Below are 19,808 nucleotides of genomic sequence, written 5' to 3'. Positions count from 1 at the left end.
TAAGTTTAAACGAGATCAGAAGGTGTATACCTGATAAGCCCTTTTATCATTTCGCCCTTTCACTATTTTACCGTTTTACAAAAAACTAAAAAAATGAATCCACTACAAATTTTGTTCACCGTTTCAATGGTCGCCTGGTTTCTTACGGAGATTCTCTACAAAAATATCCTGAAATCCGGCAAAGAAGACAGCAAGGATAAAGACAAATCGACCCTGAATATTCTATGGATGGCTATCCCGTTCTCCATTGCAGCTTCAGTTACGGTTTCTTACATAACCAGATTTCCGATCGCTGAAGGCGAATGGATCTTGTATTTAGGAGAATTTTTTATCCTCACCGGAATTATCTTCCGATTTATCATCATCAGATCTTTAGGGAAATATTTTACAGTAGATGTGACGATAAAGCAGGATCACCAAATCAAAAAAGAAGGATTTTACAAATACTTAAGACATCCTTCCTATGCATTTTCTTTATTAACCTCTTTAGGATTAGGATTATACCTTAATAACTGGATTTCTCTGATACTGGCTTTTCTGCCACCATTTTTAGCCTTTATTTACAGGATTAAAATTGAAGAGCAGGCCCTTATAGAAAAATTTGGCGAAGAGTATCTGGAATACAGAAGAACCACAAAAAAACTAATCCCGTTCATTTACTGATCAGGAGCAATAACAGGCGTTTAATCTGTCATTTTACCATTCAGTAATCATATTCTACCATTCGGTCATATAAAGTTGATTAGAGCCTTGTTTCTGACCTACCTTTGATTCAACAAAAACAATCAACAACCTTTTAAATTAAAGATTATGGAAACATTAGGATACACAAAAGAAACATTAGCTTACGAAAAAGCAGCCAAAAGAGTAAAAGAACTGAAAGGGTTCTACGGAAACCTTACTTCATATTGTTTAGTCATTCCATTCCTGCTGGCTTTGAATCTTCTTACTGCTCCGCAACATTTATGGTTTTACTGGCCGATGCTGGGATGGGGAATAGGAATTGTAGCTCATGCAGTCAATGTTTTTGGGATAGGAAAAGAATGGGAGGAAAAAAAAATCCAGGAACTGATGAATCAGGAGAAAAACAATACAAAAACATTATAATAACCTTAAAACTTTAATTATCATGGATTACAATAACGCATACGAAAGAGTCGGCCAGCTTAAAAAATTCTATAAAAGCCTTCTTTGGTTTGGTATAGTCGCCGCATTTATATTTTTTGACGATATTTTTGAAAATGGGACCATTAATCTCTCTTTATTTGACGGATCTATAATCCTATTGATATGGGGAATTGTTTTAACAGTAAAAGCTGTAAAACTGTTTCTTTTGGATGCGGAATGGGAAAATAAGATCATAGAAAAAGAGATGAACAAGGGTAAAAAGAACATAGACTTTTAATCTTTCCCTTTTTTATCTAATTTTATCCCTGTTAAAAACAATAACCAATGATCAAGACTGTCATTATTGAAGATGAAAAACCCGCCTCAAGAAAGCTGGAAAGAATGCTGAGTAATTTCCCTGAAATAGAAGTAGTTGCGAAAATAGAATCGGTAGAAGAAGGAATAGCCTGGTTTTCCGAAAATGAACATCCACAGCTTATTTTTTCCGACATTGTTCTTGGAGACGGTTTATCCTTCGATATCTTTGAAAAAATACCCACCAAAGGGTTTATCATTTATACCACAGCTTTTGATCAGTATACCCTGAAAGCATTTAAGCTGAACAGCATCGATTACCTTTTGAAACCTATCCTGGAAGAAGACCTTTCCGGAGCGGTAGAAAAATTCAAATCGTTTATACCGGCAAGTAATACAACAGGGTCCGAAGACATCAAGCAGCTGATCAGGAAAGAAAAATCTACCCTGTCCAGAGTCCTGGTAAAAATAGGATATAACCTGAAAATTGTCCAGACCCACGAAATAAGCTGTTTTTTCAGTGAAAATAAAATTGTATATCTCCAGACGGCAGAGCGCGTTTATCCCTCAGATTTCACGCTTGATGAGCTGGAAGATATCTTGGATGAGAAAAAATTTTTTAGGGTAAACAGGCAGTTTATTATCAATTCAGATTACATAAAAAACATTCATACCTCTCCTTACTATAAAGTGGATATGGAATTTCAGCCTCAGGAAGAGATCACCGTGAGCCGCGACAGGGTGAAAGATTTTAAAGACTGGCTGGTAGGTTAGAAGATAGACCTTAGATTTCAGATATCAGATCTTAATAGCCACAGCAATAATATCCCATAACTTTAAACCTTAGACTATAAACATCAAACATTAAACCCGCACCTCGCACCTCGTAACCCGCACCGCATCTACCTGTAATCTATCCTGTTAGATTCAGTGTCTTCAAGCTGTTTAATAATAGATTTCGGGATTTCATCACTGTCAATCGGAAAGCTAATAGAGTCTGCAATAAAGGTCTTTTTGTCTGCTTTCTGAAATATTTCAAACAGGGCGATAGGCTCCTGGTTAAAACTGATACACGTACTTATAAAATGCAACTCATGGAGCTTATATTCTGGATTTTTGAGCTTTTCCTTGATATCTTTTATCCTTGAGATAAAATGTCTCTGCCGGATGAATGTATTACTGTTCATGATGATGAATACATAATCCGAATAGGCCGTCACCTTCCCGAAATACTTATGGTGATCCCCGCCGCTTCGCTCAATATAATATTCCCCGGAAGTCTCAGATTTGTAGATTTCCATTGCCGAACGCCATATGCGGTCGTCCTTGGCTTCCGATCGGTTGTCGGGCAAATTCCTGTTGTAAGAATACCAGCAGCCTACCAGACGGTCCAGAAGAACCGTATTCTGCTTCACATTATCCATGTCAATCCTCAAATTATTGAAGTTGAATGTTCCTGTGTGGGAATTAATAAAATCAATATAATTTGAATATCCCAGGACTTTAACGATAAGGCTTAATTTGGCCAGATTCGGTTTGCTTAAAACCGAATTTTCGTTGTGGTAATATTTCTTTAGTTTATTGATTATCAGGTGTTCATAAAGATAGTTTGATCCCAGGGTATCAGCTGCTTTTTTTATGCCCTTCTCTTCATAGTCACTGACGATAAGGTCATTAATTTCTGCAACGATGTATGACCATTCCGTTTTCGTAACATCTTCCCAATGGTTTTTCTTTAAAAAGTGCAGGCTGAGAAAATTCATCAGTTTCTCAAGATGGAGAATATCCTCTTTTTTCATTCGTTTGTTTTAATTTTATAAGACTAATATAAGATTTTTATGCATCCAAATAAGATTTACGAAAGACTTTTATATTTTAAAATCAAATGATATTTGAGTAGAAAAATAAAAGTTAACACAATGGAAACAACAATCTTATTAAAAGACGAAATCCTTTGGAACCGAATTCAAAGCTTTTCATTAGATGCTTCAGATGCTGATTTTCCTTTTTCTAAAAAACTGGCCAAAGAAGAAGGCTGGACTTTAGATTTTACCATGAAAGCCATTCAGGAGTACAAAAAATTTGTTTATCTCTGCTGTATTTTACCGAACGGAGCATCACCAAGCGAAACCGTGGATAAGGTATGGCATATGCACCTTATTTACACCCAAAATTACTGGGAGGAATTTTGTCCTGATGTTTTAAAAAGAAAACTTCATCACCATCCATCCAATGGAGGTGTTTCGGAGAACATGAGGCACCGGAACTGGTTTTCAGAAACCCTGAAAAGTTACCGGGAGATCTTCCAGAGTGAAGCGCCAAAAGATATCTGGTACGAAAAAGAACCTCCAAAAATAACTAAGATTTGGTTGAAAAAACTTAGGATTATTCCATTACTACTGGTTTTACTTATGCTTTCATCCTGTCTTGGGGAAGTTTTAAGCACTATAGGAACAATTGTTCTGTCCTTCGCAGGCATTATGGTTTTTGGTTTATTCCTTTCCTTATTTGGGAGTGTTAACGCGGAGGTTAACGGGAAGAAGAAAGATGACGGAAGCGTTGGAGGCGGCAGCAGTGATGGTGGAGGCTCAAGTTGCAGTGGCGGAAGCAGCGGATGTGGAAGTGGCTGTGGAGGAGGATGTGGCGGCTGCGGTGGAGGATGTGGTGGTTAAAAAATCAGAAGCTATGAAAAAGATACTTTTATATTCAGTACCGGTAATCATAAGCATGATTTGGCTTGTTCTTACCCATCATATCTATGATCCAATCTCTATGAAAGGACCGGAATTTCTAAAGTTTTACTTAATTCTTCTGCTTGGTTTCTATACTTTTACTATAATCCTTCAATTTTTTAAAGAAAGAAATTCAAAAATAACTTCTTACTTTATGATTTTCATTTTAATGATAGGAATTGTAAAACTGATCAAAGGATTAATGCTGGAAAAACCGGTTGGATATCTCGTCGTGCTATTGATCATACAAGGTATTGTGATTCTGTGCCAACCCGGTTCAAAAGGAAATAGGGAACATAAGCAAATCTGAATGAGATGATAAAAAGTAATGTTACGACCAGAAAATTTACAGAAAAGGAAAAAAATATTTTATACCAGGATATTCCCATACAAAAGCAGGGGTATGAAGTTAATTGGGAAACGTATCTGTTTATCATTTTGAACATAACGTTTTCAATACTCATTTTTAAGGCATTAATATTTGATTATAATCCTTTTTTAAAGGAAGAGACTTTTTCCTTTGGTCTTGCAATTTTTTACATTTTAATCGTGATCATACTGGTTTTCATCATTCCTTATTTGCTGACAGCTTTTATATTGACCTTAATAAGAAATATAATCGTTTATTCAAGGTACAGCAAGTATGCTGTAGAATATGCATTTGAAACCAAAGAAATAGCGATTTTTCAAGGAAAGGAAGGCGAAGATTTTATCATACAGATTTTTAATGCTGAAGGAGAAAAAGTAGAAATAAAAATAGATCTGAAAATATCTGTGGAATATTCGGTACAGGCAGATTTCCTTAAAGAAATTGGAAATTACAGACTTGCAGGCTCAGAAATAATTGACATCCCTCTTCAGGATATTCTGGAAATTTTTAATGCTAAAATCTTTACCAGAAAAGCCGGATTAATATTAAAAGATTATTCCACGACTGCAAAACTGGATTCAAGTGAGAGAATATACTCTTTCCGTGATTTTATGAAAACAAAATATAATCTGGTGTATGCTAAGAAAACGGATCAATTGCTGTTTGTCAACTTCTATGGAGATCACGTAGCAAAAGATCTGGATATCATTGTGAAAGATGTGGAAAGTAAGCTGGAGTACTATTATGATGAAGATCGATATCTGTAAATATAACAGATAATTATTTTAAAACTTATTATCAATGTGTTTTTTATATTGACTGAATTCGTGCGTAAGTTGAAGAGTCAATTGAAAAAAATAACCCCGAAACAAATATGCTTCGGGATTTATAGAGACCAGTAAGAGGTCTTTTTATTTTTTTATCCAATAACGCCACTGCCGATCAGTTCTTCACCAATATACCATGCGGCAAACTGTCCTTCGGCAATCGCAGACTGCGGCTCATCAAATTCAATATAAGCTGCATTTCCAAACTGATAAAGAGTAGCTTTTTGTAAAGGCTGCCTGTACCTGAATCTTGCCATTACTTCCATAGAGCCACCATTTTCCAGCTTCATATCCTCACGAACCCAATGCACTTCTGATTGATCTATTTTTAATGCATTTTTATGGAGTCCCGGGAAGCTGTGGCCTTCGCCTACAAAAATAATATTGTTTTCCATATCTCTGGAAACCACAAAACAACTTTCTTTGTGACCACCAATACCAAGTCCTTTGCTTTGTCCGATTGTGAAAAACTGTGCACCCTGGTGCTTTCCGATTACCTTACCGTCGGATTTTTTATAATTGATTTTCTGAGACAGATATTCCAGCTCTTCTTCTTTTGAAGAAAATTCAGGTTTTTCTACCGAAAATAAAGGTGAATCTTTGAAAATTTCTACAATTTCCCCTTCTTTAGGAATAAGTTGCTGCTGCAAAAACTGAGGAAGACTTACTTTTCCGATAAAGCACAACCCTTGGGAATCTTTTTTGTCGGCAGTCACAAGTCCGATTTCTTTAGCAATTTCCCTTACCTGGGGTTTTGTCAGTTCTCCGATCGGAAAAAGGGCTTTAGACAGCTGTTCCTGGCTTAATTGGCACAGGAAATAAGACTGGTCTTTATTGTTGTCTTTTCCAGCCAGAAGATGAAAAATTTCCTTTCCGTTTTCATCAAAAGTTGAGTTCACCTGTGCATAATGTCCTGTAGCCACTTTATCAGCACCTAAAGACATGGCTGTTTTCATAAAAACATCAAATTTGACTTCTCTGTTGCACAGAACATCAGGATTCGGGGTTCTCCCTTTCTGGTATTCATCAAACATATAATCTACGATGCGCTCTTTGTAAAGCTCACTCATATCGATCACCTGGAAAGGAATTCCCAGCTTCTGGGCAACCATCAGGGCGTCATTACTGTCTTCAATCCACGGACATTCATCCTCAAGGGTCACGGAAGCGTCGTTCCAGTTTCTCATAAACAGGGCAACCACATCATGCCCCTGCTGCTGCAGAAGATATGCTGTAACGCTGGAATCTACACCTCCGGATAATCCTACTACTACTTTCATTGTATTTCAATTTTACGAAACTCTTAACGGGAGTTCTTAGTTTGACGGGGCAAAAATACAACTAAATAAATTCGTAAAAAAACCATAATTTTAAACATTGATAAAAACGATATTAATATGAAAAAAATTATTATTCCTCTGATGCTGGTGATATCAGGATCATTATTTTCCCAGGTTTCAATAGGTACGGGTTCACAAGAAACTAACAGATGGACCTTCGGTGGAGGGATTGGTGTCGGGTTCGGAAGCAACAGTGCATTTTATCTTCAGGCTTCCCCAAGAGTAGGATATAAAATTACCGACGACCTTGAAGGCGGTGTTGTGGGAAGTGTTTCCTGGCAGACCTCCGATTATTATAAATCCACGATGTTCGGTGTGGGGCCTTTTGTCAACTATTATATTGCCAGGTCCTTTTATGTAGGAGCAAATCTTCAGCAGTATTTCATCAATTATAAAGATAAATTTTACGATTACAAAGTGAACGAGCAGGAAACCGCTTTATATTTGGGGGGTGGCTACATGCAGAGGATTGGCAGTAATTCTTTTATGCAGTTGGGACTCATGTATAATGTGCTTTGGAAAGAAAATTCAAGTGTATTCTCAAGTGGACTTGTCCCTAATATAGGTTTCGTTGTAGGGCTTTAATTTTTTAGCCACGAATTCACGAATTTACACAGATAATAGCCTTAAAAATGCTTTTTAAGTTTAATAATAAGCTATGAAAAATAATAGGCACAAGCGTCTATTTAAATTCGTGCATTCGTGGCCAGATAATGATTCATAGGTGCGGGCTTTAGCCCGCTTAACTTTTTAAACATATTTAATTCGGCTTCAGCCAAAACCTATTAAAAACAAAAAAGCACCGGATTTTCCGGTGCTTTTCTATATAATTATAGTAATCAATTACGATTGGGAAGACTTTTCAGTTGTCTTTTTTGCTTTTGGAGCTTTTCCAATTAACGCATCTTTTGTATCATTAAGATCCAGGATTACTGTTTCTCCTTCAGATAATTGCTTGTTGACCAGCATTTCTGCCAATAAGTCTTCAATGTATTTCTGAATTGCACGTTTTAGTGGTCTTGCACCAAAATCTTTATCCCATCCTTTTTCAGAAATGAAATCTTTCGCTTCTTCAGTTAACTCTACTTTGTAGCCTAATTTTTCAAGTCTGCTATAAAGCTTGCTCAGTTCAATATCAATAATTTTCTTGATATCATCCTGTACAAGAGAGTTAAAGATCACAATATCATCAATTCTGTTTAGGAATTCAGGGGCAAATGCTTTTTTAAGGGCATTTTCAATAGTGCTTCTTGCTCTTGTATCTGAACCGGTCTTTTTAGCTGAAGTTCCAAATCCTACACCGTCTCCGAAATCTTTAAGATCTCTTGTTCCGATGTTTGAGGTAAGGATGATGATTGTATTTCTAAAATCAATTTTTCTTCCTAAACTATCCGTTACATGGCCTTCATCAAGAATTTGCAGAAGGATATTGAATACATCAGGGTGAGCTTTTTCTATCTCATCCAGAAGAACCACAGCATAAGGTTTTCTTCTTACGGCTTCAGTTAACTGACCGCCTTCTTCATATCCAACATATCCCGGAGGCGCTCCCACCAATCTTGAAACCGCGAATTTCTCCATGTATTCACTCATGTCGATACGGATCAGGGATTCATCGGATTCGAAAAGTTCTCTTGCCATTACTTTAGCAAGCTCGGTTTTACCAACCCCGGTTGTACCAAGGAAGATAAAGGTACCGATGGGACGGTTAGGATCTTTAAGACCGGCTCTGTTTCTCTGAATGGCCTTAACAACCTTTTTCACAGCATCTTCCTGACCGATTACTTTTCCATTCAGTTTTTCATCCATCTGAGCCAGTTTATCAAGCTCATTTTTGCCCACTTTGGTTACCGGAACTCCACTCATCATAGAAACCACTTCGGCTACATTTTCTTCCGTTACGGTTTCTTTTTTCTCTTTTACATCTTTGTCCCATTTTTCCTGAGCCACATTCAGTTCCATCTGAAGACGTTCTTCTTCATCCTTAAGCTTTCTGGCTTCAAGATAATCCTGAGCTTTTACAGCTTTCTGCTTCATTTCCTTGATGTCTTCAATTTTCTTTTCGAAATCAATGATCTCAGTAGGAACTTTCATGTTTTTGATGTACACACGGGAACCAGCTTCATCCATGGCATCAATAGCCTTATCCGGTAAGAAACGGTCTGTAATATATCTGGATGTCAGATTAACGCACGCTAAAATAGCTTCCGGAGTATACACTACATTATGGTGTTCTTCATATTTATCTTTGATCTGATTCAGAATCTGGATCGTTTCATCAATGGAAGTCGGTTCTACCATTACTTTCTGGAATCTTCTTTCCAAAGCTCCGTCTTTCTCAATATACTGACGGTACTCATCCAGAGTCGTAGCCCCGATGCATTGAATTTCACCCCTTGCCAAAGCAGGTTTGAACATATTGGAAGCATCAAGGCTTCCTGTAGAACTTCCTGCGCCCACAATCGTGTGAAGCTCATCAATGAACAAGATGACATCCCTGTTTTTCTCCAGCTCGGTCATAATTGCCTTCATTCTTTCTTCAAACTGGCCACGGTATTTTGTTCCGGCTACTAAACTTGCCAGATCCAGCGTGATCACACGTTTTCCGTAAAGAACCCTAGATACTTTCTTCTGCTGAATTCTCAAAGCCAGTCCTTCTGCAATAGCAGATTTACCAACTCCCGGTTCACCGATAAGAAGAGGGTTGTTTTTCTTTCTTCGTGATAAAATCTGAGAAACTCTCTCAATTTCTTTCTCACGGCCGATTACAGGGTCTAATTTCCCATCTCTTGCCAAAGAAGTCAGGTCTCTACCAAAGTTATCCAATGTAGGGGTTTTACTTTTTGCAGAGCCTAAATTTCCGGTAGGCTTTCTCATCTGCTCAAATTCCTCTCTTTCATCGTCATCATCATAAGCACTCATTTGTGGTGCCTGCCCGGAATTTTTAAGCATGGTCTGGTATTCTCTTGAAACTCCTTCATAATCGATGTCATAAGCTCCCAGAATATTTGAAGTAGGGTCCTCATATTTGTAAAGAATGCCTAAAAGCAAATGAACGGTATTAATTTCATTGCTTTTGTATTGCCTGCATTCCAGCTCAGCACGTTTGATCGCATGATCTGCCATCTTGGTGAAAGAAATATTAGTAACCTCCTCAGAAATAGGATTAAGACTTGCTGTATTTAGAGTTTCAATTTTTCTTCTGATTTGTGTTAAATCCGCATTAAGGTTTTGAAGGATTTCTTTTGCAGAGTTTTCTGTTTTTATAATACCTAAAAGTAGATGTTCTGTATTAAGAAATTCACTTTTGAGCCTTTTCGCTTCGCTCTTGCTTTGTTTGAACACCTGGCTCAAACCTTGTGAAAACTTATAATCCATAATATATCTCATTAGAATAACGGCGGTGGTGCCATTTATTCATTATCTAAATTACAAATATTTTACCAAAAATCAATTAATGACTTTATGGCAGAAAAAATTTTATTATCTTATTGAAAATGATTAAGTTTGTGATCCTTTAAAATTTCCCCATGAATCCCGAAATTACTACATATATCGGTTATTCTGCATCAATATTCATAGTGCTGAGCTTCATATTAAAAGATGTAAGAAAAATCAGAATTGTCAACATGATAGGCTGTATCTGTTTTGTCATTTATGGTTTTTTTAGCGGACCTCTATGGCCTGTTATTATTCCAAACGGACTGATCTGCTTTATCCAGATTTATCATTTGCTGGCTGGAAATAGAAAGCAATGAAAAAAAAAGTAATTATTTCTGCTTTCAGTAATCTGTACACGGATCAGCGTATAGAGAAGGTATGCAGGACTTTGCATGAAGCGGGTTACCAGGTGGAACTTATAGGAAATGACTGGAAGGGTGCAGACCCTATGGAACGTCCTTATCCACTTTCACGGATCCATTTGGATTCAAAAAGTCTCAAAACGGCTTACTTTGAGTTCAACTGGAAACTATACAGGCGGTTAAATAAAAAAGCGGATCAGAATACCATTCTTCATGCCAATGATCTGGATGCATTGCTGCCTAATTATCTTATTGCCAGAAAGCTGAACATTCCCCTGATTTTTGACAGTCATGAAATTTTTTCAGAAATGCCTGCAATTCAGGGCAAAATGTCACAAAAAATTTGGCGGTATCTTGAAAAAAAGGTCATTCCCAACCTTAAATTTATGATTACGGCCAGTGGAAGCTATGCAAAATGGTTCCGTGAAAAATACGGAGTTGATCCGGTTGTTATCCAGAATGCCCCGAAAAAGGTTGATTTTATAATGGAAATTCCTGAAAACAACCCTAAAATACTTTTGTACCAAGGGGCTATCAATCCTTTTCGCGGTATCGACAAGGCTATCCTGGCCATGCATCATCTTGATGAAGTGATTTTCAAAATAGCAGGTGACGGCCCCAGAAAAAAAGAATATGAAGAACTTGTACATAAAGAAAAGCTTCAGCATAAAGTTCAGTTTTTAGGAAAATTGAAACCAGATGATTTAAGGAACATTACGGTAACAGCTGATGTGGGAATGAGTATTGAGGAAAATGGCGGCGAAAGTTATCTTTATTCACTGCCGAACAAGGTTCTGGACTGTATTCAGTCACGGGTGCCACTGGTGCTTTCGAATCTTCCTGAAATGCAGAATATCAAAAACAGGTTTGATGTAGGAGAAATTATCAAAGATCACAAGCCCAGAAATATTGCTGCTGCTATTCAGAAAATTCTTGATAAAGGAAGGAAAAGCTATCAGTCTGAACTTGAAAAGGCTTCCGAAGCTTTCTGCTGGGAAAATGAGGAAATCAAACTATTGAACGTTTTTGAAAAAGCATCCGAATAAATAATCTTTATAAAATTGGTATCTTTGCATTAAAATTTGTTAACAAAATGACCATTAAACAAAAACAGCAGGAAATAATCGACGAATTTGCATTTCTGGATGACTGGGAACAAAAATATGAGTATATTATTGATCTTGGAAAAGAGCTGAAAGGGCTGCCGGAAGACCGCAAAACGGATGATAATTTAATTAAAGGCTGTCAGAGTAAGGTGTGGATTGATGCTGAGTTCAAAGATGGTAAACTTTTTTTCAATGCAGATTCCGACGGAATTCTTCCAAAGGGAATTGTTTCTCTTCTGGTCAGCATTTACAGCGGGCATTCCACTCAGGAAATCTTAGATTCCGATTTTGAATTCATTTCAGAGATCGGGCTTCAGGAGTTTCTATCGCCGTCCAGAGCAAACGGATTAATGGCGATGACAAAACAGATCAAATTTTACGCAGTTGCCTATCAGCTAAAATCGTAACCGTGACCAGAATTTTAGCATATCGTTTTTCTGCTTTTGGCGATGTCGCGATGACGGCGCCTGTCTTTAGGGAGTTCCTGGAACAGAATCCGGATGTGGAAATTGTCATGGTTTCCAGGAAAAACTTTGAAAGCTTATTTGCTGATATCCCGAACGTTACATTTAAAGGAATTAATCTTGATGACTATAAAGGGGTCTTTGGATTAAGAAGACTGGCGAATGAACTGGCTAAAGAGTTTAACCCTGATTTTATAGCCAATCTTCATGATGTGATAAGAACCAAAATCCTTGATAGAATTTTCAGAAGAAAAGGATTTAAAGTTTTTAAAATAAATAAAGGCAAAGAAGAAAAAGAAGAGCTTACAGACGTCTGGAACCTGAATAAAGTGCAGTTGAAAAAGACTGTTGAGCGCTATGCTGATGTTTTCCGCGCTATGGGTTTTAAAGTTGAGCTTTCCCATAAGCTTAGGCCGGCGCCGGGACAGAAATCAGGAATAGGGCTGGCTCCTTTTGCACAGCACAAGGGAAAAATGCTTCCTCTGGAGAAATCTTACGAGCTCGCGAAAATTTTGGCTCAAAAACACTCCATCTATTTCTTTGGAGGCGGTAAAAAAGAAACAGAAACCCTTGAACAATGGGAAAGCGAAATTCCCAATACAAAAAGCCTTTCAGGAAAATTAAGCCTCTCAGAAGAGCTTCAGAAAATCTCTGAACTGGGACTGATGATTTCCATGGATTCTGCCAATATGCACCTTGCAAGCCTTGTAGGAACCCGGTGTGTTTCAGTATGGGGTTCAACCCATCCTTATGCGGGGTTTTTAGGCTTCGGACAGAGCGAAGATGATGTAATTCAGGTGAAAGATCTTACCTGCAGGCCTTGTTCTGTTTTTGGAGATAAAGAATGTTACCGTGGCGATTGGGCTTGCCTGGAAGAGCTTAATATTCAGAAGATTGTTGAAATAATCCAATTATAATGTTGTTATCAATCTGCATTCCGGTCTATAATTTTGATGTTCGCGGGCTCGTATCTGATTTAAAGAAAGAGATTGGTGTTAACGGAATCGATGCAGAAATTATTTTAATTGACGATGCTTCTCTTGAAAGCTATAAAAAGACTAATCAAGTGCTTCAAAATGAGGTTGAAAACTTCATTTTTCTTGAAAAAAATATAGGAAGATCAAAGATACGTAACCTTTTTCAAAAGTATGTAATAGGGGAGTATCTGTTATTTCTTGACTGTGATGGAAAAATTACAGAGAAAAACTTCTTAAAAAATTATACAGAGTTTATACTAAAAGATCAGGACACGAAGGTTATTTATGGCGGCAGAAGTATTTTGGGATACGCTCCGGCTCCTGAATATTATTTAAGGTGGAAATTTGCTGCTGAAAGGGAAAACCTGCCTATCGAGCTTCGTTTGAATAAGCCTTATTTAAGTTTTCAGACCAACAATTTTATCATTAAAAGAGACGTCTTTAAAAAAGTGTATTTCAATCCTGACTTTCAAAAATATGGGTATGAAGATCTTCTTTTTGCGATGGACCTAAAATCAGAAAAAATAAAGATAGACCACATAGACAACCCGATTCTTAATAATGATCTTGAAACTAATACTATATATCTTGAAAAAGTAGTGGAATCTGTAGAAAGTCTGGCCAAAATGCTTAAAGACGAAAGTCTGAAGTCAAAATTATCAGAAGTCAAATTGGTAAAACTGTACAATAAGTTGCTTTTTAAGCCTTTTATCAACCTTTCTTTAGGTGATAAAACATTGCACACTCTTAAGACGAAATTGTTAAGAGGAAATGTTAATCTGCGCTATCTTGATCTGTACAAATTAGGATTGCTTATCAGACTTATGAAAGAGTAATAATTTTGATATTTATAAACAAAAAAATCTCCCAGTTTCCTGAGAGATTTTGTGGGCCCTGAGGGATTCGAACCCCCGACCCTCTGGGTGTAAACCAGATGCTCTGAACCAACTGAGCTAAGAGCCCTGAAATTTTTTGAAAGGCTTCAGTTTCCTTTTTTGTGGGTCCTGAGGGATTCGAACCCCCGACCCTCTGGGTGTAAACCAGATGCTCTGAACCAACTGAGCTAAGAACCCTCTATACTTGTTTTCTCGTTTAGAGTGGTGCAAATATACGACTTATTCGGAAATCTCCAAATTTTTTTCTAAAAATTCTCCCACAACAAAATTACTTCCACCTATAAAAATCATTTCTTCTTTTGTACATTGCTCTTTTGCAGAAAGATAGGCTTCCTGCACCGAATTGAAAATTTTATAGGAAATTTTTGCCTCCTGTAAAAGATTTTCATAGTCTTCCGGATGTCTTCCCCTATTGATGGATGGTTTTGCAAAATAAAATTCTGAATTTTCAGGAAGAAGGGCCATAACTTCATCTATTTTTTTATCATTGACAAAACCCAGGATAATATGTTTATGACGGTCAATAGCATTCAGCTGGAAAAATACATATTCCAGCCCGGCCTGATTATGCCCCGTGTCACAGATCGTAAGCGGATTTTTTGAAAATTCAAACCAGCGGCCGATAAAACCGGTGTTCTGATGAACATTCAGTAGTCCTTTCTCAATATTTTCTTCGGAAACAGGAATATTTATCTTTTTTAATTCTTCTATTAGAGCAAGAACAACCCGAATGTTTTTCTTTTGGTAAATTCCTTTCAAATCGGAGGTTAAATCAGATTGTATCACCGTTGCATCAATAAACGGAGCGTTTTCCTTTTCAGCTTTTTGCCTGATGATATTTTTAACAGCTTCGTTTTCATCTCCTGAAATAACAGCAATGCCGCTTTTGATAATACCCGCTTTTTCTGCTGCGATTTCTTCGATAGTATTTCCTAAAATATTCTGATGATCCAGCTGTACATTCGTAATGGCGGCAACCAAAGGTTTAATGATATTCGTGGAATCCAGCCTTCCGCCAAGCCCCACCTCAATAATGGCAAAATCTACCTTTTGTTGGTAAAAATATTCAAAAGCCATAATGGTTGTAAATTCAAAAAAAGAAGGGAGGATATCTTTAGGAAGAGTTTTAAGCTTTTGGATAAAATCATAGACAAACTCTTTATTGCAGTTCTTGCCATTTACCTTAATGCGTTCCGTGAAATCAATGAGATGAGGAGAATTATATAACCCCACCTTATATCCTGCCTCCTGCAGAACCGAGGCCAGCATATTGCTTGAAGACCCTTTTCCGTTTGTTCCTCCGATGTGGATGCATTGTATCTTTTCCTGCGGATTGCCAAAGAAAGCACAAAGCTTTGTGATGTTGTCTAATCCCGGTTTATAGGCTTTAAGGCCGTCAATCTGATAGTTGGGAGCCTGTACGAAAAGCCAGTCGACAGATTCCTGGTATTGTTCGGTTGTCATGGTACAAAATTCTCAAAAGTTTTATTAAAAAGAAACAATAATTTTTTTAAACTGTAACTTTTTTATATTTGGCTCGTCTAATTGGGAAAATTATTAATATGAAAAAAGTTTGGATTATCGTTTTTGGATTAAGTTGTCTGGGGCTGAGTGCTCAGAAGAAATGGTCCTTAAGAGAATGCGTGGACTATGCCGTGGAACATAATCTTCAGGTTATCCAAAATCAATATTCTAAACAGATCCAGGATTCTAATCTTAAAATGGCTAAAAAAGAATACCTGCCTTCTGTATCAGCGGGGATGTCCAATTCAGTGAGTTTTGGGCAGCTTCCATTGGGTACGGGAAGTATCAGGAATGACAGGTTCAACAACAGTGCGAACCTGGGTGCGGATGTCCTGCTTTATAATAATGGCAGATTGGAGAAAAACATCAGAAAAATACAGTTTGATGTAGAGGCCAGCCAGTACGATATAGAAACGATCAAAAATGATATTTCCCTTCAGATCGCGCAGCAATACCTTACGGTTCTTCTGAATAAAGAGATTGTGAAGATTTCCCAAAGTGCTGTAGAAAATGCCCAGAAACAATATGACAGGGCCAAAATAACGACTCAGGTAGGAACGACTGCACAAACAGTTCTTGCAGAGGCTGAAGCAGCCCTTGCCAGAGAAAAGCAAAACCTGAAAACGGCAGAAATCAATGTGGGAAGGGCATTATTTGCCATTGTTCAACTTTTACAGCTTCCTGATTACAAAGGTTTTGATGTAGAAGATGTTGCAGTCTCAGATACGCTTCCCTCACAGCTGAAATCTGTCGATGAAGTTCTTGCGACGGCTTATGAGAGCCAGCCTCAGATTAAAGCTGCAGAAAGCAGGATCAAATCTGCCGAAGCACAGACGGAAGTTACCAGGACTGCATTTTGGCCGACACTGACTGCGAGTGCCGGTATTTCCTCGTTCTATAATAATATGTTAAGCAAAAACTATGACCAGTTGGGGAACATTGTTAATGATCCCTCTTTTTTCAAACAGTATAAAGATAACTTCGGTCAGAATGTAGGTCTTTCCCTGAACATTCCTATTTTCAACAAAGGAATTACCAGATTGCAGGTAGAACAGTCTGTAATCAATCAGAATGTGGCCAAAAATACTCTGGAACAGCAGAAACAGACTGTGAGGCAGAATGTACAGAAAGCCCAGTTTGATGTGGATGCCAACTATGAGACCTATCTTTCGGCACTGGAAACAGAGAAAAGCACAAAACTGGCTCTGGAGTTCGCAGATAAAAGCTATGCAGCAGGAAGATCTACCATTTATGATGTGAATGTGGCCAGAAATAACTACGCCAATGCACAGGGATCAGTTGCGCAGGCAAAATATAATTATCTTTTCAGTCTTAAGCTGCTGAACTTCTATTCAGGAATTCCATTAACTTTGTAAAATGTCTATTCAGTCACTAGAAAAATATTTACCACAAAATACCCATAAATTCTTAAGAATCTGGTTTGCAGATTATTATATACATATAAAAGTGACGAGAGGCCGGAATTCCAAACTGGGAGATTACAGAAAGCTTCCTGATAATTCCCATGAAATAACGGTTAATTCTACCCTGACGCCCCCGCTCTTTTTCTTTGTCCTCACCCATGAGCTGGCTCATCTGATTGCTTTTGAAAAGTACGGACATAGAATATCACCGCACGGAAATGAGTGGAAAGAAACGTTTAGAAATATGCTTCTGGAAAGCCTTGAGATATATGATGAAGACCTGAGGCCCATCATTGTAAGGTTTTCAAAATCTCCGAAAGCCAATTTCATGGCCAGTCCGGACCTTGTAAGATATTTTCATACTGAAAAACAAGATGATAGGCTGCATTTCATTGAAGAGCTTCAAAAAGGAGAATTTTTTATATATCGCAACGAAAAGTATTTGTTAGAAGGTCTGATTAAAAAAAACTATCTTTGTAAGAATCTGGCTACAGGAAGGAAGTATTCTTTCAAGCCTCTGGCTAGGGTTGAAAAATGTAGGCAAGAATGTTAAAATCAGATAGATACTGTGTTATCATGGCAGGCGGAATCGGGAGCCGGTTCTGGCCTATGAGTACACATAAATTTCCAAAACAGTTTCAGGATATTTTAGGAACAGGGCGTACCATGATTCAACAGACTTATGACAGAATCAGCCGTATCATTCCTAAAGAACAGATATTCGTGATTACGAATAAAGAGTATGTTGCGCTTTCCCACCAGCAGCTTCCGGAAATTCCTGAAGAAAATATTGTGGGAGAACCTCTGATGAAAAATACAGCAGCATGTAACCTTTACATGGCCAATAAGATTGCTGAAATTAACCCGGATGCGACGATGATCGTACTTCCGGCGGATCATTTAATCCTGAAAGAAGATATATTTCTAGAGAAAGTAGAGCTGGCTTTTGACCTTGCAGCCAGGCATGATTACCTGGTGACATTGGGAATTACACCAACAAGACCGGATACCGGTTACGGATATATCCAGTTTGTAGAAAAGAAAGGCTCCGATTATTTTAAAGTAAAAACCTTTACGGAAAAGCCTATTCTGGAAATAGCCCAGAGCTTTCTGGAAAGTGGCGATTTTCTTTGGAATGCCGGGATTTTTATCTGGAACGTAAAAAGCATCCACCATGCATTTGAGCTTTATCTTCCTGAAATGATGCAGCATTTCATGGCCTGTGAGTATAATTCTGCAAAAGAAAACAGCTGTATTGAAACCATTTATCCGAAAGTTCAGAAAATTTCTATCGATAACGGTATTCTGGAAAAAGCAAAAAATGTTTATGTAATTCCGTCAGATCTTGGATGGAGTGATTTGGGAACATGGACTTCCGTATATGAGAATACGGAGAAGGACGAGAATGAAAATGCTGTAAAACTAAAGCATTTTCTGAATTATAATTCCAAAGGAAACATTATCCGTCTCAAAAATAATAACAAAGCCGTGATTATCGACGGGTTGGAAAATTTTATTGTGGTAGATACGGATAAAGCACTGTTGATCTGCCCAAGGGATAATGATCAGCTGATCAAAGACTATGTTCTTGATCTGAAAAGTTTTAAGAAAGGCGATAAATTCATGTAATTTGGGTATATTTCTACGGATTTTTGAATTATGATAAAAACCGCAACACGATCAACAGCCATTGTATTTCTGCTTTTGGGATTTTTAGGATATTCCCAGAACAAAAAAAACTTTTCCGGTATCCCGAATATTCTGCAGCAGATTATCCCGAACGACAGAATAGATTCCTGGGTCCTGGTTTATAACAACTACGGGAAAAACCAGGAAATCAAAATATCAGGTGGAAAAACTGATTATACGCCGCAGTTTTCAGGATTCAATTTGTTTCCTGAAGAAGACAGTTTTTACTATATTGCCTATAATGCAGGTGGAAAAACAAATTATATAACAGATCTTGAAGGTCTGAAAAAGTTTGCCGGGAAAATAGACAACGCAGAAGAGGCAGTCATTATACTGACGGCTGACGGATATATGGTGGACGAAGAATTTAAAGATGTAGCAGGAAATTATTACGAAGATTCGGCCCACTATTATCTGGATATGGGAAAGCTTACTTCAAAAGAATGTCCATATCAGAAAACACACTATACTTTAACGGTAAATAAATCTTCCGGAACAGTTTCCAATGTAAAGGATAACGGTACTTATATTGAACTTTACAATAAGAAATGTGCGAATAACCCGAGACTTTTAAAAATCCAGAAAAAAGAAGAACCAAAAGATGAGCCTAAAAAATCAACCAAACGGAAATAACGTTTACGAAACGGAAAGACTGATCCTTCGGCCCATGTCTCTGGAGGATAAAGAATTTATTTTTGACCTTTACAACAGGCCCAGCTTTATCAGGTATATTGGTGACCGCAATATTAAAACGGTTTCTGATGCGGAAAACTATATCCGGGACAGGTTTCTTCCACAGTTTGAAAAATTAGGTTTTGGAAACTACCTGGTTATTACCAAAGATACGGGTGAGAAGATTGGTGGCGTTGGAATTTTTGAAAGGGAAGGGCTGGATGTGGTGGATATAGGATTTTCTCTGCTGGAAGAATTCGAAGGTAAAGGATATGCCTACGAGGCTGCCCAAAAGGTAAAATCTATCGGGATGGATGACTATGGTTTGAAGAAAATTTCAGCGATCACCTCAAAAGATAATTTTTCCTCTCAGAAGTTGATCCAAAAATTAGGCCTTGAATTCAAAAATTATGTGACGCTTCCCAATGATGATGAAGAGCTGATGTACTTTGAAACAAAATAGATTTTAATGTAGGAGGTTTGAAGCTGGAAGAAGGAAGCCATTGAAAGCCTGAAAGCACAACTGTAACGCAAGCTTATTGTTTTTAAATTTACGTTATCA

General features: G+C 37.6%; 22 protein-coding genes and 2 tRNA genes. 18 read left to right on the top strand and 6 right to left on the bottom strand.

What is annotated here, in order from left to right; all coding sequences use genetic code 11:
- Positions 1-93: 93 nt before the first annotated feature.
- From ACM40_RS04185 to ACM40_RS04170, 4 genes are all read left to right on the top strand, one after another.
- Entirely contained in the window at positions 94-663 is a 570-nt protein-coding gene (locus tag ACM40_RS04185; protein WP_048501533.1) for a methyltransferase family protein, read from the top strand.
- 147 nt (positions 664-810) lie between these two features.
- Positions 811-1,107: a 2TM domain-containing protein gene (locus tag ACM40_RS04180; RefSeq protein WP_048501532.1), complete on the top strand. Its 297-nt coding sequence runs from the start codon at positions 811-813 to the stop codon at positions 1,105-1,107.
- A 22-nt stretch (positions 1,108-1,129) separates the two neighbouring features.
- Positions 1,130-1,405, top strand: coding sequence for a 2TM domain-containing protein (locus tag ACM40_RS04175; protein ID WP_048501531.1), 276 nt, complete (start codon positions 1,130-1,132; stop codon positions 1,403-1,405).
- Positions 1,406-1,452: 47 nt separating this feature from the next.
- Entirely contained in the window at positions 1,453-2,196 is a 744-nt protein-coding gene (locus tag ACM40_RS04170) for a LytR/AlgR family response regulator transcription factor (protein ID WP_083996785.1), read from the top strand.
- Between the two features lie 128 nt (positions 2,197-2,324).
- On the opposite strand, the gene ACM40_RS04165 is transcribed toward ACM40_RS04170, so the two are convergent.
- Positions 2,325-3,221: a hypothetical protein gene (locus tag ACM40_RS04165; RefSeq protein WP_048501530.1), complete on the bottom strand. Its 897-nt coding sequence runs from the start codon at positions 3,219-3,221 to the stop codon at positions 2,325-2,327.
- Between the two features lie 120 nt (positions 3,222-3,341).
- Between ACM40_RS04165 and ACM40_RS20710 the strand changes: the two genes are divergently transcribed.
- From ACM40_RS20710 to ACM40_RS04150, 3 genes are read left to right on the top strand one after another with little or no spacing between them, the layout of a single operon-like run.
- On the top strand, positions 3,342-4,094 hold the full coding sequence (locus tag ACM40_RS20710; protein ID WP_048501529.1) for a glycine-rich domain-containing protein: 753 nt from the start codon (positions 3,342-3,344) through the stop codon (positions 4,092-4,094).
- Positions 3,982-4,464, top strand: a complete 483-nt coding sequence (locus tag ACM40_RS04155) for a hypothetical protein (protein ID WP_228376138.1) — start codon at positions 3,982-3,984, stop codon at positions 4,462-4,464. Before ACM40_RS20710 ends, ACM40_RS04155 begins: the two co-directional genes overlap by 113 nt.
- Positions 4,465-4,469: 5 nt before the next feature.
- Positions 4,470-5,291 carry a hypothetical protein gene (locus ACM40_RS04150; RefSeq protein WP_048501527.1) on the top strand — a complete coding sequence of 274 codons (822 nt, stop codon included), beginning with the start codon at positions 4,470-4,472 and terminating at the stop codon, positions 5,289-5,291.
- A 152-nt stretch (positions 5,292-5,443) separates the two neighbouring features.
- Here the strand turns inward: ACM40_RS04150 and mnmA are convergent, their stop codons facing one another.
- Entirely contained in the window at positions 5,444-6,631 is a 1,188-nt protein-coding gene (gene mnmA / locus ACM40_RS04145) for a tRNA 2-thiouridine(34) synthase MnmA (protein ID WP_048501526.1), read from the bottom strand.
- Between the two features lie 117 nt (positions 6,632-6,748).
- On the opposite strand from mnmA, the gene ACM40_RS04140 reads away from it, so the two are divergent.
- Positions 6,749-7,276 (top strand): hypothetical protein, encoded by a 528-nt coding sequence (locus ACM40_RS04140; RefSeq protein ID WP_048501525.1) that lies wholly within the window; start codon positions 6,749-6,751, stop codon positions 7,274-7,276.
- 258 nt (positions 7,277-7,534) lie between these two features.
- Here the strand turns inward: ACM40_RS04140 and ACM40_RS04135 are convergent, their stop codons facing one another.
- The gene (locus ACM40_RS04135; RefSeq protein ID WP_048501734.1) at positions 7,535-10,069 is read right to left on the bottom strand and encodes an ATP-dependent Clp protease ATP-binding subunit; all 2,535 of its coding nucleotides are present in this window, start codon (positions 10,067-10,069) and stop codon (positions 7,535-7,537) included.
- 152 nt (positions 10,070-10,221) lie between these two features.
- Between ACM40_RS04135 and ACM40_RS04130 the strand changes: the two genes are divergently transcribed.
- Genes ACM40_RS04130 through ACM40_RS04110 form a run of 5 tightly spaced genes read left to right on the top strand, consistent with a single transcriptional unit; the run spans position 10,222 to position 13,877 of the window.
- A complete protein-coding gene (locus ACM40_RS04130; RefSeq protein ID WP_048501524.1) occupies positions 10,222-10,449 on the top strand; it encodes a hypothetical protein in 228 nt (75 codons plus the stop codon).
- Positions 10,446-11,540, top strand: coding sequence for a glycosyltransferase (locus ACM40_RS04125; RefSeq protein WP_048501523.1), 1,095 nt, complete (start codon positions 10,446-10,448; stop codon positions 11,538-11,540). The genes ACM40_RS04130 and ACM40_RS04125 overlap by 4 nt, the downstream gene beginning before the upstream one ends.
- A 47-nt stretch (positions 11,541-11,587) precedes the next feature.
- A complete protein-coding gene (locus ACM40_RS04120; protein ID WP_040993040.1) occupies positions 11,588-12,007 on the top strand; it encodes a SufE family protein in 420 nt (139 codons plus the stop codon).
- Positions 12,008-12,009: 2 nt separating this feature from the next.
- Positions 12,010-12,981 carry a glycosyltransferase family 9 protein gene (locus tag ACM40_RS04115; RefSeq protein ID WP_228376134.1) on the top strand — a complete coding sequence of 324 codons (972 nt, stop codon included), beginning with the start codon at positions 12,010-12,012 and terminating at the stop codon, positions 12,979-12,981.
- Entirely contained in the window at positions 12,981-13,877 is an 897-nt protein-coding gene (locus tag ACM40_RS04110) for a glycosyltransferase family 2 protein (protein WP_228376133.1), read from the top strand. The genes ACM40_RS04115 and ACM40_RS04110 overlap by 1 nt, the downstream gene beginning before the upstream one ends.
- A 52-nt stretch (positions 13,878-13,929) precedes the next feature.
- Here ACM40_RS04110 and ACM40_RS04105 read toward each other — a convergent pair.
- The 3 genes from ACM40_RS04105 to ACM40_RS04095 all read right to left on the bottom strand — a co-directional run bounded on the left by ACM40_RS04105 (position 13,930) and on the right by ACM40_RS04095 (position 15,401).
- A tRNA-Val gene (locus ACM40_RS04105) sits at positions 13,930-14,004 on the bottom strand.
- Between the two features lie 35 nt (positions 14,005-14,039).
- A tRNA-Val gene (locus tag ACM40_RS04100) sits at positions 14,040-14,114 on the bottom strand.
- A 42-nt stretch (positions 14,115-14,156) separates the two neighbouring features.
- Positions 14,157-15,401 carry a bifunctional folylpolyglutamate synthase/dihydrofolate synthase gene (locus ACM40_RS04095; RefSeq protein WP_048501521.1) on the bottom strand — a complete coding sequence of 415 codons (1,245 nt, stop codon included), beginning with the start codon at positions 15,399-15,401 and terminating at the stop codon, positions 14,157-14,159.
- Between the two features lie 98 nt (positions 15,402-15,499).
- Here ACM40_RS04095 and ACM40_RS04090 point away from each other — a divergent pair, with 98 nt between their 5' ends.
- Genes ACM40_RS04090 through ACM40_RS04070 form a run of 5 tightly spaced genes read left to right on the top strand, consistent with a single transcriptional unit; the run spans position 15,500 to position 19,709 of the window.
- A complete protein-coding gene (locus ACM40_RS04090; protein WP_048501520.1) occupies positions 15,500-16,837 on the top strand; it encodes a TolC family protein in 1,338 nt (445 codons plus the stop codon).
- Position 16,838: 1 nt separating this feature from the next.
- Entirely contained in the window at positions 16,839-17,438 is a 600-nt protein-coding gene (locus ACM40_RS04085; protein ID WP_048501519.1) for a SprT-like domain-containing protein, read from the top strand.
- Positions 17,432-18,514, top strand: a complete 1,083-nt coding sequence (locus ACM40_RS04080) for a mannose-1-phosphate guanylyltransferase (RefSeq protein WP_228376132.1) — start codon at positions 17,432-17,434, stop codon at positions 18,512-18,514. The genes ACM40_RS04085 and ACM40_RS04080 overlap by 7 nt, the downstream gene beginning before the upstream one ends.
- Before the next feature lie 30 nt (positions 18,515-18,544).
- Entirely contained in the window at positions 18,545-19,207 is a 663-nt protein-coding gene (locus tag ACM40_RS04075; RefSeq protein WP_048501518.1) for a hypothetical protein, read from the top strand.
- Positions 19,176-19,709, top strand: coding sequence for a GNAT family N-acetyltransferase (locus ACM40_RS04070; RefSeq protein ID WP_048501517.1), 534 nt, complete (start codon positions 19,176-19,178; stop codon positions 19,707-19,709). The genes ACM40_RS04075 and ACM40_RS04070 overlap by 32 nt, the downstream gene beginning before the upstream one ends.
- Positions 19,710-19,808 lie beyond the last annotated feature (99 nt).

Source organism: Chryseobacterium sp. BLS98 (assembly GCF_001045445.1).
Classification (GTDB): Bacteria; Bacteroidota; Bacteroidia; order Flavobacteriales; family Weeksellaceae; genus Chryseobacterium.
The sequence above is the reverse complement of the archived record's forward strand: the minus strand, read 5'-3'. Positions and strand labels throughout refer to the sequence as shown.